5 protein-coding genes are annotated in these 13,293 nt (G+C 75.2%); all 5 read left to right on the top strand.

Annotated elements, in window-relative coordinates:
- Positions 1 to 3,656, top strand: a 3,656-nt coding sequence (locus IEZ06_RS31555) for a type I polyketide synthase (RefSeq protein WP_189240329.1), incomplete at its 5' end; no start/stop codon positions are given.
- A gap of 15 nt (positions 3,657 to 3,671) precedes the next feature.
- A complete protein-coding gene (locus IEZ06_RS31550) occupies positions 3,672 to 8,927 on the top strand; it encodes a type I polyketide synthase (protein WP_203872292.1) in 5,256 nt (1,751 codons plus the stop codon).
- A gap of 11 nt (positions 8,928 to 8,938) precedes the next feature.
- A complete protein-coding gene (locus IEZ06_RS31545) occupies positions 8,939 to 10,537 on the top strand; it encodes a D-alanine--poly(phosphoribitol) ligase (RefSeq protein WP_189240328.1) in 1,599 nt (532 codons plus the stop codon).
- Between the two features lie 24 nt (positions 10,538 to 10,561).
- Complete coding sequence (locus tag IEZ06_RS31540; RefSeq protein WP_189240327.1) at positions 10,562 to 11,920, top strand: KamA family radical SAM protein; 1,359 nt, start codon at positions 10,562 to 10,564, stop codon at positions 11,918 to 11,920.
- Complete coding sequence (locus IEZ06_RS31535) at positions 11,895 to 13,151, top strand: pyridoxal phosphate-dependent aminotransferase (protein WP_189240326.1); 1,257 nt, start codon at positions 11,895 to 11,897, stop codon at positions 13,149 to 13,151. Before IEZ06_RS31540 ends, IEZ06_RS31535 begins: the two co-directional genes overlap by 26 nt.
- The last annotated feature ends 142 nt before the right edge of the window (positions 13,152 to 13,293 follow it).

Here is a 13,293-nt window from a genome sequence, read left to right as displayed (position 1 = left end):
CGCTGCCGGCGGGTGGGGTGATGGTGGCGGTGCAGGCCGCCGAGGCGGAGGTGGTGCCGCTACTGACCGATGGGGTGGGGGTCGCGGCGGTCAACGGTCCGTCCTCGGTGGTGGTCTCCGGGGTGGAGGCCGCGGTGGAGGCGGTGCTGGCCGCGCTGCCGGGGGGTCGGCGCAGCTCGCGGTTGCGGGTGTCGCATGCGTTCCATTCGCCGTTGATGGAGCCGGTGCTGGAGGGGTTCCGGCGGGTGGCCGAGTCGGTGACCTACCGGCGGACCGAGGCGTCGGGGCCGGTGGCGGTTTCCACGGTGACGGGTGCGCCGATGGATATGGCCTCCGTCGAGGTGCCCGGGACTTCCACGCCGGGTTCTGCGGATTCCGGAGTGTCCGGTGCGGGTTGGGCTGCGGGGTGGGGGTCGGCGGAGTACTGGGTGGAGCATGTGCGGCGGTCGGTGCGGTTCGCCGACGCGGTGGACGCGGCGCGGGGTCTGGGTGTGTCGCGGTGGGTGGAGGTGGGTCCGGATGCGGTGCTGACCGCGCTGGCGGCCCAGGTCCTGGCCGAGGACCCCGCAGGCGGCGCGGGCTCCGGTTCCGGTGCCGGTGCGGCTGCCGTGCAGGCGGTGGGGTTGCAGCGGCGGGGCCGGGACGAGGTCGAGACGCTGCTGACCGGGGTCGGCCAGGCCTACGCGCACGGCATGACCGTGGAGTGGGCGCGGTATTTCTCCGGGTCGGGTGCGCGCCGGGTGGAGCTGCCCACCTACGCGTTCGACAGGCGCCGCTACTGGCTGGACGGGCCCGCCAAGGCGAGCGGGGACGTCACCATGGCCGGCCAGGCGGCGGCGGGTCATCCGCTGCTGAGCGCCGTGGTGGTCTCACCCGAGGGCGACGGCGTGGTACTGACCGGCAGACTGGCGATCGCGACGCAGCCCTGGCTGGGTGACCACGCCGTCCAGGGCACGCTCCTGCTGCCCGGCACCGGCTACGTGGAACTGGCGCTCCGCGCCGGCGAGGAGGTCGGCTGCCACCTGGTCGACGAGCTCACCATCGAGGCGCTGATGCCGCTCACGCCGACCGGCGGGACCTCCGTCCAGGTCGTCGTCGGCGGGGCGGACGCCGCGGGCACCCGGCCGATCGCGGTGTACTCCCGGGTCGAGGACGCTCCGCCCCACGTGATGTGGACCAGGCACGCGTCCGGGTTCCTCGCCGTCGGAGACCCGCCGGCGCCGGAACCGCTCGGCGGCGACGGCGTGTGGCCGCCCGCCGGTTCGGAGCCGGTGGACATCGGTGACGTCTACGACTACCTGACGAGCCAGGGATACCACTACGGGCCGATGTTCCGCGGCCTGCGCGCGGTCTGGCGGCGCGGGGAGGAGGTCTTCGCCGAGGTGGCCCTGCCGGACGAGGCGTGGGCCCAGGCCGCGGAGTTCCGCGTCCACCCGTCCCTGCTGGACGCCGCGCTCAGCGCGACCGACTTCCTCGGCGGGCGCATGCCCCAGGACATCGGGGCCTCCCAGCTCCCGTTCGCCTGGACCGGTGTCTCGCTGCACTCCGGGGGCGCGGCGCGGATGCGGGTGCGCATCAACGGGATCGGCCCGGACTCGGTGAAGCTCGAACTCTTCGACGGCCTGGGCGCGCCCGTGGCGACCGTGGACTCGCTCGTGGTCCGCCCGGTGACGCCGGACCGGATCGCCGCCGCCGCGGCGGCCTCCACCGGTACCCGGTACCGGGAGTCGCTCTACCGGATCGGCTGGAGCCACCTGCCGGTCGGCACCGCGGGAGAGGCCGCTCCGGGGGACTGGGCGGTGCTCGGCCCCGACGGGCTCGGCCTCACGGGGGTCCCGGTCTTCGCCGATCTCGCGGCCCTGCTCGCGGCTCCGGAGACGCCGGAACTGGTGGTGCTCCCCTGCGCCCCGGGGACGGACGACGTGCCCGGTGACGTGCGCGCGGCGCTGGACGGCGTGCTGGCGGCGGTGCGGGTCCTGCTGGACGACGAGCGCTTCGCCGGCACCCGGCTGATGGTGGTGACGCGGAGCGCGGTGTCCGTCGACGGCGAGGACGTCGACGTGCGGTCGGCGCCGGTGTGGGGTCTGGTACGGGCCGCCCAGGCGGAGAACCCCGGCCGGTTCCTGCTGGCCGACGTGGACGGCCCCGGGCTGCCGCCGTTCCTGGCCTCGCTGGGCGAGCCGGAGATGGCGCTGCGCGCCGGGGACGTGCGGGTGCCGAGGCTGGCGGGGGTGCCCGCCTCGGACGCGGCGGCCCCCGCGCCGTGGGACCCGTCCGGGACGGTACTGGTCACCGGCGGCACCAGCGGCCTGGGCGCGCTGGTCGCCCGCCACCTGGTGTCGGTGCACGGCGTCCGGTACCTCCTCCTGACCAGCAGGAGCGGCCCGGACGGCGACGCGGCGGCGGCGCTCCGGTCGGAGCTGGAGGAACTGGGCGCCCGGGTGACGGTGGCCGCGTGCGACGTGGCCGACCGGGACGCGCTGGCGGCGCTGCTGGCGGGCGTCCCGGCCGAGCATCCGCTGCGCGGCGTCGTGCACGCGGCGGGCGTCATGGACAACAACCTCGTCGGGTCCCTCACGGCCGAGCAGTTCGACCGGGTGCTGCGGCCGAAGGTGGACGGCGCCTGGAACCTGCACGAGCTGACCGGGGACGCGGACCTGACCGCGTTCGTGGTCTTCTCCTCCGTCTCGGGGCTGGTGATGGGGGCGGGCCAGGCGAACTACGCCGCCGCCAACAGGTTCGGCGACGCGCTGGCCCGGCACCGCAGATCGGCGGGTCTCCCGGCGACGGCGCTGGCCTACGGCCTGTGGACCACCCCGACCGGCCTGGGCGGGAAGGGGGTCGACGCGGGCGTGGAGGAGCAGCGCATGGCCGCGATGGGCCTGCCGCCGATCTCCTCGGCCGAGGGGCTGGTGCTGTTCGACGAGGCGGTCGGTCTCGGCGAACCGGTGCTGGTCCCGATGCGGCTGGACACCGAGGCGATGGCCGCCGGGAGCGAGGTCCCCGCGATCTTCCGCGAGGTCGTCGGCACCCGGGCGCGCCGCCCCGCACGGACCCCGGTCTCCCGGCAGGGCGGGGCGCCCGCCGTACCCGCCGGGCCCGCGACGCTGGAGCAGCGGCTCGCGGGCCTGGGGGAGCGCGAGCGCGAGCGGGTCCTGCTGGACCTGGTGCGGACCCACGTCGCCGCGGTGCGCCACGACGAGCCCTCGGCGATCGAACCGCACAAGGGCTTCACCGAGATGGGGCTGGACTCGCTGGCCGGGATCGAACTCAGGAACCGGCTGCAGTCCGCCACGGGTCTCCGCCTCCCGGCGACGTTGATGTTCGACTACCCCAACCCCGGTGTGCTGGCCGGGTTCCTGCTCGCCGAACTGCTGCCCGGCATTCCGGCGGCGCCCGTACCGGCCTCCGGGGGAGGACGGGCCGAGGAGGCCGACGAGGGGGCGGTCCGCAGGGCGATCGAGTCGATCCCCGTCACGCGGCTGCGCGAGGCGGGTCTGCTGGAGGCGCTGCTGAAGCTGGCGGCCCCCGACCGGGCGGAGGCCGGGCAGCCGGATCCGGAGCCGGCGGGTCCGGACGACCGGAGCGATGTGATCAAGAACATGGCGGTCGACGATCTGGTGCGCGCGGCACTCGCCGCCGGCGAATCCAACTGAGCGAGAGGGTGTTCCGTGAACACGTCCGTCGACGAGATAGTGGAGGCCCTCCGCAGGGCCATGCTGGAGAACGAACGCCTGCGCCGGCAGAACGCCGAGCTGACCGCCGGAGCCGCCGAACCGGTCGCGATCGTGGGGATGGCGTGCCGTTACCCGGGTGACGTGGCCTCGCCGGAGGACCTGTGGCGGCTGGTCGCCGACGGCGTCGACGCGGTCTCCGGCTTCCCCGGGGACCGCGGCTGGGACCTCGACGGGCTCTACGACCCGGAGCCGGGCAAGGCCGGTAGGAGCATCGCCAGGGAGGGCGGCTTCCTGCACGACGCGGCCGACTTCGACGCGGACTTCTTCGGGATCTCCCCGCGCGAGGCGCTGGGCACGGACCCGCAGCAGCGGCTGATGCTGGAGACGGCCTGGGAGGCGATCGAGCGGGCGGGCATCGACCCGGCGTCGCTGAAGGGCAGCCGGACCGGGGTGTTCGCCGGGGTCATGTACCACGACTACGGCACGGGCACCAGCGACGGCAGCCTGGTCACCGGGCGCGTCGCCTACACGCTGGGCCTGGAGGGGCCCGCGGTCTCGGTGGACACGGCGTGCTCGTCGTCGCTGGTCACCCTGCACCTGGCCGTGCAGGCGCTGCGTTCGCAGGAGTGCTCGCTGGCGCTGGCCGGCGGCGTCACCGTGATGGCCACGCCGGACATGTTCGTGTACTTCAACACCCAGCGCGGGCTGGCCGCCGACGGCCGGTGCAAGTCCTTCTCCGCCGACGCCGACGGCACCGGCTGCTCGGAGGGGGCCGGCATGCTCCTGCTGGAGCGGCTGTCGGACGCGCGCCGCAACGGGCACCCCGTCCTGGCCGTGATCAGAGGGTCGGCGATCAACCAGGACGGCGCGTCGAGCGGCCTGACGACGCCGAACGGCCCCTCGCAGCAGCGGGTCATCAGGCAGGCGCTGGCCGACGCCGGCCTGGACCCCGGCGACGTGGACGCCGTCGAGGCGCACGGCACCGGGACCCGGCTGGGCGACCCGATCGAGGCGCAGGCGCTGCTGGCGACCTACGGCCGGGACCGGCCCGAGGACCGGCCGCTCTGGCTGGGCTCGATCAAGTCGAACATGGGCCACACCCAGGCCGCCGCCGGTGCGGCCGGTGTGATCAAGATGGTCATGGCGATGCGGAACGGCGTGCTGCCGAAGACGCTGCACGCCGAGGAGCGGACCCCGCAGGTCGACTGGTCGGCGGGCCGGGTGGAGCTGCTGACCGAGGCCCGCGAATGGGCGAAGAACGGCCATCCGCGCCGGGCGGGCGTGTCGTCCTTCGGGCTGAGCGGCACCAACGCGCACGTGATCATCGAGCAGGCGCCGCCCGCGGAGGACGAACCGGCCGCCGCGCCGGTCCCCCCGACGGTGCCGCTGGTGGTGTCGGCGCGGACGGCCGAGGCGCTGCGGGACCAGGCGGGCCGGCTGGCCGCCCGCCTGCGCGAGGAGCCCGGGACGCCGGTGGCCGACGTGGCGTTCTCGCTGGCGTCCGGCCGGGCGGCGCTGGAGCACCGGGCGGTGGTCCCGGCCGCCGACCGGCAGGAGGCGCTGGCCGGGCTGGAGGCGCTGGCGTCCGGCCGGGCCCGTACGGGGACGGTGCGGGGGACCGCCCGGTCCCGCGGGGCGACGGCGTTCCTGTTCTCCGGCCAGGGGGCGCAGCGGGCCGGGATGGGGCGCGAGCTGTACGCCGCCCATCCGGTGTTCGCCGCGGCGTTCGACGCGGTCGCCGCGGAGCTGGACCGGCACCTGGACCGGGGGCTGGGCGAGGTGGTGCGGAGCGGTGAGGCCGGTTCGCTGGACCGGACGGAGTTCACCCAGCCGGCGCTGTTCGCGTTCGAGGTGGCGCTGTTCCGGCTGCTGGAGTCGTGGGGCGTGGTCCCCGACGTGCTGCTGGGGCACTCGGTCGGCGAGCTGGCGGCGGCGCACGTGGCCGGGGTGATATCGCTGCCGGACGCGGCGCGGCTGGTGGCGGCGCGGGGCAGGCTGATGCAGGAGCTGCCGGCGGGCGGGGCGATGGTGGCGGTGCAGGCCTCCGAGGCGGAGGTGGCGCCGCTGCTGACCGATGGGGTGGGGATCGCGGCGGTCAACGGCCCCGCCTCCGTGGTGGTCTCCGGCAGGGAGGAGGCGGTCCTGGCCGTCGCCGCCGCACTGGTCGAGCGGGGGCGCAGGACCTCCCGGCTGAGGGTGTCGCACGCGTTCCACTCGGAGCTGATGGACCCCATGCTGGCGCGGTTCCGCGAAGTGGCCGAGAGCGTGGCCTACTCCGGTCCCGTCATCCCCGTCGTGTCGAACCTCTCCGGCGACCTGTACGGCGAGCTGCGCGCAGCGGACTACTGGGTACGGCACGTGCGCGAAGCGGTGCGGTTCGCCGACGGGGTGCGCGCGCTGGAGCGGCGCGGGGTCACCACGTTCGTCGAGCTGGGCCCGGACGCCGTCCTGACCGGCCTGGCCGAGGGCTGCGTCGGCGGCGACGGCGAGTCCGTCTTCGTGCCGCTGCAGCGCCGCGACCAGGAGGAGGACCGGGCCCTGCTGTCGGGGGTGGCCCGCCTGCACACCGGCGGGACCCCGGTCGCCTGGCGGGAGTTCTTCGCCGGCTCCGGCGCGCGCCGCGTGGACCTGCCGACCTACGCCTTCCAGCGGCAGCGCTACTGGGAGGACGTGCGGCCCGCCGCGGGCGACGTGGCCACGGCCGGTCTGACCTCCCCCGACCACCCGATGCTGGGCGCCTCGGTGGCCCTGGCCGACTCCGGCGGGATCGTGCTGACCGGCCGGCTGTCGACGGCGGACCAGCGGTGGATCGCCGACCACGACGTGCTCGGCAGCCTCCTGCTCCCCGGCACCGGTTTCCTGGAACTGGCGATGAGGGCCGGCGCCGAGGCGGACTGCGACGTGGTCGAGGAGCTGACGCTCCAGGCGCCGCTGATCCTCCCCGAGCAGGGCGCGGTCCGGGTGCAGGTCCTGGTCGGCGGGCCGGACGAGGCGGGCAGGCGGTCCCTGGCGGTCTACTCCCGGGCCGAGGGGGAGCCGGACGCGCCGTGGGTCCGGCACGCCGACGGCCTCCTCGGCCGGCGCGACGCGGCGCAGGCCCCGTTCGACCTGCGCGCCTGGCCGCCCGAGGGCGCCACCCGGCTGGACGTGGACGACGCGTACGGCCTGCTGCTCTCCCAGGGCTACGGCTACGGCCCGATGTTCCAGGGACTCAGAGCGGCCTGGAAGGGCGGGCCGGGCGGCGCGGACGTGTTCGCCGAGGTCGCCCTGCCCGAGCAGGGCAGGCAGGAGGCGAGCCGGTTCGGAGTCCACCCGGCGCTGCTCGACAGCGCGATGCACGCGCTGAGCGTCGCCGACGACGAGCCCGGGGAGCAGACCCTCCTGCCGTTCTCCTGGTCGGGCGCGTCGCTGCACGCGGCCGGGGCCGACACGCTGCGGGTCCGGCTGTCCTGGCGCGATCCGAACACCGTGGAGATGCAGCTGGCCGACGCGTCCGGCGCGGCGGTGGCGTCGGTGGAGGCGCTGACGTTCCGGCCGGTCTCCGCCGAGCAGCTCGGCGCCGGACGCGCCGCGCGCCGCGACGCGCTGTTCCAGGTGGAATGGGTCGAGGTGCCCGCCACCGCGGACTCGGCGCCGTGGACCCGGTGGGAGGACCTCCCCGAGACGGGGGAGGTCCCGCAGAACGTGGTGCTGGAGTGCGCCGTACCCGCGGGGGACGACGTCCCGCAGGGGGTGCGGTCGGCCGTCGCCGAGGCGCTGGAGGCGATCCGGGGCCGGCTGGCCGACGAGCGGTTCGCCGACTCGCGGCTGGTGGTGGTGACCCGCGGCGCGGTGGCCCTGCCCGGCGAGGACGTGGACGTGCGGACGGCGCCGGTGTGGGGTCTGGTGCGGTCCGCGCAGGCGGAGAACCCCGGCCGGTTCGTGCTGGTCGACACCGACGGCTCCGAGGAGTCCCGGGGCGCGCTGGCCGCGGTCCTGGCCTCGGGGGAGCCCGAGGCGGCCGTGCGGGCCGGCCGCGTCGCCGTGCCGAGGCTGGTCCGGGCGGCCGTCTCCCCGGCGGACGCCCCCCTCTGGGACGCGGACGGCACGGTGCTGGTCACCGGCGGCACGGGCGGCCTGGGCGCGCTGGTGGCGCGGCACCTGGTGGCCGAGCACGGGGTGCGGCATCTGCTGCTGGCCAGCCGGCGGGGTCCGGACGCGCCCGGCGCGGCCGGGTTGTGCGCGGAGCTGGAGGCGCTGGGCGCGCGGGTGACGGCGGTGGCCTGCGACGTCGGCGACCGCGACGCGCTCGCCCGGCTCCTGGCGGACGTCCCCGCCGGCCACCCGCTGCGCGGCGTGGTCCACGTGGCCGGAGCGGTCGACAACGCGCTGGTCGGGGAGTGGACGCCGGAGCGGGTCGACGCGGTGCTGGCGCCCAAGGCGGACGCGGCCTGGCACCTGCACGAGCTGACGGCGGAGCTGGACCTGCCGGCGTTCGTGCTGTTCTCCTCGGCGGGCGGGCTGGTGCTGGCCGCGGGCCAGGCCGGCTACTCGGCGGCGAACGTGTTCCTGGACGCGCTGGCCGTACACCGGCGGGCACGGGGGCTGCCGGCCCTGTCGATGGCGTTCGGCGCCTGGGACGTCAAGACCGGGATGAGCCGCGAGCTGAGCGACGCCGACCTGCACCGGATGCGGCGGCAGGGCCTGCCGGCCTTCACCGCGGACGAGGCCCTGGCCGCGTTCGACGCGGCGCTGGGCGCCGCCGAGGCGGTCGTGGCGCCGCTGCGGGTGGACCCGGCGGCGCTGCGCACCCGGACCGGCGAGATCCCGGCGCTCCTGCGCGGGCTGGTGCGCGTCCCCGCCCGGCAGGCGGCGGGGGCCGGCGCCTCCGACGGGGGGGACCTGATGCGCACGCTGGCCGGGATGAAGGCGGCCGACCGCGACCGGGCCCTGGTGGAGATGGTGCGCGCCCACACGGCCGAGATCCTCGGCCACGAACGGCCGGAGTCGGTCGACGTCGACCGCGGTTTCCTGGACATGGGCTTCGACTCGCTCAGCGCACTGGAACTGCGCAACCGGATGGTCGCCGTCACCGGCCGGCGGATCATCCCGATGCTGGTCTTCGACCACCCGTCGGTGACCGCCGTCGCCGCCCACCTGCGCGACGAGTTCTTCGACAAGGGGGCCCCCTCCGTCGACGACGACATCGCCGCGGCGACCGCGGCCGAGCTCTTCGCGATCCTCGACAACGAACTCGAGACCTCCGAGTGACTGGGACGCCGATGAACGACACGATCAGAGAAGACCTCCTCTCCCCGTATCCGCGGGCCGACACGGTCCACGAGTTCATGCTGGCCGCCGCCCGCACGGCGCCGGACAGCCCGGCGGTGGTCGAGCTCGCGGCCGAGGGCGGTCTGCGGACCGTCTCCTACCGGCGGCTCGAACGGCGGGCGCACGACTACGCGGTCGTCCTGGACGGGCTGGGACTGCGCGCCGGCGACCGGGTCGTCCTGGAGTCGCACACCTCGGCCTCGGCCATCGCGGCGTTCCTGGCCTGCTCGTCGCTGGGGCTGACGTTCGTCCCGGTGAGCCCGGAGACGCCCGACGAGCGGCTCCGGTGGATCGTGGACGCCGCCGCCCCCGCGCTCCACCTCCAGGCCGACGGCGGCACCCGCGAAGGGCTGCCGGAGCAGGTGGGCACCGGGCGGTTCGGCCCGGCGGGGCTCGAGGTGGACCGCCCGCCCGCGGCGTCCCCGGGCGGCCGGCGCCGCGAGGCCCTCGGGATCGACCCGGCCTACATCATCTTCACCTCCGGCACGACCGGCCGCCCCAAGGGCGTGGTGATGAGCCACCGCGGAGTCCTGGCGTTCTACCGGGGGATGCTCGAGCACGGCATCGTCACCGCCGCCGACCGGGTGGCCACCACCTCGCCCCTGCAGTTCGACTTCGCGCTGCTGGACATCGGCCTGGCGCTGGGCAGCGGGGCGGCGGTGGTGCCGGTCCCGCGGACCCTGCTGCGCTGGCCCCGGCGCTTCCTCGGTTTCCTGCGGGACGCGGAGGCGACCCAGGTCAACGGGGTGCCGTCGATCTGGCGCCCGGTCCTGCGGCACGAACCCGAGCTGCTCGCCGGGCTGGACCGGGTGCGCGGCGTCCTGTTCTCCGGGGAGGAGTTCCCGCTCGCGGAGCTGCGCCGGCTCCAGGAACTGCTGCCGGGGGTCCGCGTCGTCAACTGCTACGGCCCCACCGAGGTGATGGCGGCCTCGCTCACGGACGTCCCCAGCCCCGTCCCCGACGACCTGGAGCGGCTCTCCATCGGCTTCCCCTACCCGGGTTCGGAGATGACGCTCGTCGACGAGGCCGGGCGGGTGGTCGACGGGCCGGGCGCCACCGGAGTGATCCACCTGCGCACCCCCTCCCTGTTCACCGGCTACTGGGACGACCCGGAGACCACCGCGTCCGTGCTGGTCCCCGACCCGCTCAACCCCCGGTCCGGGCAGCTCGTGTTCCGCACCGGCGACCGCGCCTACCGGGGGGAGCACGGCGAGCTGTACTACTGCGGCCGCGTCGACTCGCAGGTGCAGATCCGCGGCAACCGGGTCGAACTGGGCGAGGTGGAGCACCGGCTCAGGGAGTTCCCCGGGGTCGGCGCCGCGGCCGCCCTGGTGCTGGACCGGGACGGCGCCGACCCCCTGCTGAGCGCGTTCGTCGTCGCGTCCCCCGGGACGGGCCCCCTGGACCGGGCGGGGCTGCGCTCCTTCTGCAAGCGGGCCCTGCCCGACTACATGGTTCCCCAGGAACTCCACGTGCTCGACGAACTCCCCGTCACCCACAACGGGAAACTCGACCGGGCCGCGCTGGCGGCGCGGTCCGGCGTCACCTGATCCTTGAGACCGAAGGACTACGCGATGACCCTGCTGGCTCCGAGTGTCACCGACACCGCGCGCTTCCGGGCCTACGGGCCGCGCCAGATAAACGAGATCGCCGCCCGGTACGGCCTCCCGGAGGACGTCCGGGAGACGGTGCGGCTCTTCTCACTGGTACTCCCCTTCCGGGTGAACGAGTACGTGCTCTCGCAGCTCGTCGACTGGCGGCGGGCTCCCGAGGACCCGATCTTCCAGCTGGTCTTCCCGCAGCGGGGGATGCTGACGGCGGACGACGAGCTGCTGCTGGCGCGGCTGTCCGGCGAGGGCGGCTCCAGGGCGGAGCTCGACGCCGCCGTCCGGCGGATCCGGGCCCGGCTCAACCCGCACCCGGCCGGGCAGATGCAGCTGAACGTCCCCCGGTACGACGGCGCCGAGCTGCCGGGCCTGCAGCACAAGTACCGCGAGACCGTGCTCTACTTCCCGGGCCAGGGCCAGACCTGCCACTCCTACTGCACCTACTGCTTCCGCTGGGCGCAGTTCGTCGGGGAGGCCGACCTCCGGTTCGCCGCGCCCGGCCCCGAGGGGCTCGTCTCCTACCTGGGGGAGCACCCCGAGGTGTCCGACGTGCTGGTCACCGGGGGCGACCCCATGGTGATGTCCACCGCGCGGCTGCGGAGCCACCTGGAGCCGCTGCTGGGGGTGCCGACGGTACGGACCATCCGCATCGGCACCAAGTCGGTCGCCTACTGGCCGCAGCGCTTCGTCACCGACAAGGACGCCGACGACGTGCTGCGGCTGTTCGAGGAGGTGGTGGCCTCCGGGCGCAACCTCGCGGTGATGGCGCACTTCAGCCATCCGCGGGAGCTGGGCACCGACCTCGCGCGGCAGGCGCTCCGGCGGATCAGGTCCACCGGCGCGCTGGTCTACTGCCAGGCGCCGATCATCGCGCACGTCAACGACGACGCCGAGACGTGGGCGGAGCTGTGGCGCACGGAGCTGTCGGCCGGCGCGGTGCCCTACTACATGTTCGTGGAGCGGGACACGGGCCCGCACGACTACTTCAAGGTTCCCCTGGCCAGGTCGGTGGAGGTGTTCAGGGCGGCCTACCGGGAACTGCCCGGCCTCGCCCGCACCGTGCGCGGCCCGGTGATGTCGGCCACCCCGGGCAAGGTCGCGGTGGACGGCGTCGAGCAGACCCCGGAGGGGCGCTTCTTCCGGCTCCGCATGCTGCAGGCGCGCAACCCCGCACTGGTCGGCCGGCCCTTCCGGGCCCACTACTCGGCCGACGCCTCGTGGCTCGACGAGCTCAAGCTCGACACGTCGACCCCCGCCGACCTGGCGGAGGCCGTACGCGGAACCCCGAAAGGATCTGGCAATGGTCAGTCGAAGAGTCTCGCCTAACCTTGCGCTCAACCAGCTGGTGGCGGAGCGCAGGGCCGTCGGCGAGTCCATCGTGCACCTCGGGTTCGGTGAGGCCCGGCTGCCCGTCTTCCCTCCCCTGATGGCCGAGCTGGTGACCGGCGCGGCGCGGAACGGCTACGGCCCCGTCGCGGGCGGCGCGGCGGCGCGGGAGGCCGCGGCGGGCTACTTCACGCGGCGGCGGATGCCGACGGAGCCGGACCAGGTGGTGGTGGCTCCGGGCAGCAAGCCCCTGCTGATGGCGTTGAACATGGTCGTGCCCGGTGACGTGCTGCTGCCCCGCCCGTGTTGGAACACCTATGCGCCCCAGGCGCACCTGGCGGGCAAGACGGCCATCAGCGTGCCGATCCCCGAGGACTGGGGCGGGGTGCCGGAGCCCGCGGCGCTGCGGGAGTCCATCCGCGCCGCGCGGGTGCTCGGCCACGACCCCCGCATCATGGTGCTCACCATGCCGGACAACCCGACGGGCACCGTGGCGCCGCCGGAGCTGGTGCGGGAACTCTGCGCGATCGCCGAGGAGGAGGACCTGCTGATCGTCAGCGACGAGATCTACCGCGATCTCGTGCACGATCCGGACCTGCCGTTCCTCGGCCCCGCCGAGGTGGCGCCGCGCCGTACGGTGGTCACCACGGGACTGAGCAAGAGCCTGGCGATCGGGGGCTGGCGGATCGGCGTGATCCGTTTCCCCGAGGGGCCGGAGGGGGAGCGGATCCGCGACGGCGTCCTGTCGTTCGCCAGCGAGGTGTGGTCCACGCTGGCCAACCCCATGCAGGAGGTCGCGGCCTACGCGCTGGCCGAGCCTCCGGCCCTGCTGCGGCACCGGGCGGCCTGCGCCCGGCTGCACGGGATCGTGGCCCGGGAGGTGCACCGCATCGTGGCCGGCGTGGGCGCCTCGTGCCGCCCGCCCACCGGCGGCTTCTACGTCTACCCGGACTTCGAGCCGCTCCGGGAGACGCTGGGCCGCCACGCCGTCACCGACTCCGCCTCGTTCGAACGCCACCTGCTCGACGCGTTCGGGGTGGCGGTGCTCGGCGGCCACCACCTCGGCGACGACGGGCGGGCGCTGCGGATCAAGATGGCCACCGCCGTCCTGTACGGCGACACGGAGGAGCAGCAGTGGGAGGCCCTGCACGCGGCCGACCCGCTGCGGGTCCCGCACGTCGCGGAGGTCCTCGGCCGGATCGACGAGAGCTTCACCAAGCTGTGCGGTTGAGCGCGCCGGGCACCGGGTCCCGCCCGGTGCCCGCACGGGGGACCCGCCGCCCGGCCGGAGGAACGGCTCCGCACGCGAGAACGGCCCGGCGCACGGGAACGGCCCAGCAGGCGAGGGCGGCTCCGCACGCGAGGGCGGCCCG

Origin of the sequence: Planomonospora antibiotica (assembly GCF_014647955.1) — a bacterium.
Classification (GTDB): Bacteria; Actinomycetota; Actinomycetes; order Streptosporangiales; family Streptosporangiaceae; genus Planomonospora; species Planomonospora parontospora.
Note: the sequence above shows the minus strand (reverse complement) of the source record. Positions and strands in the feature narration are given on the sequence as shown.

Bases quoted from the DNA above. Each gene is read 5' to 3' on its own strand.
- IEZ06_RS31545 (WP_189240328.1), top strand. From the start codon at position 8,939: ATGAACGACACGATCAGAGAAGACCTCCTCTCCCCGTATCCGCGGGCC.
- IEZ06_RS31540 (WP_189240327.1), top strand. From the start codon at position 10,562: ATGACCCTGCTGGCTCCGAGTGTCACCGACACCGCGCGCTTCCGGGCC.
- IEZ06_RS31535 (WP_189240326.1), top strand. From the start codon at position 11,895: ATGGTCAGTCGAAGAGTCTCGCCTAACCTTGCGCTCAACCAGCTGGTG.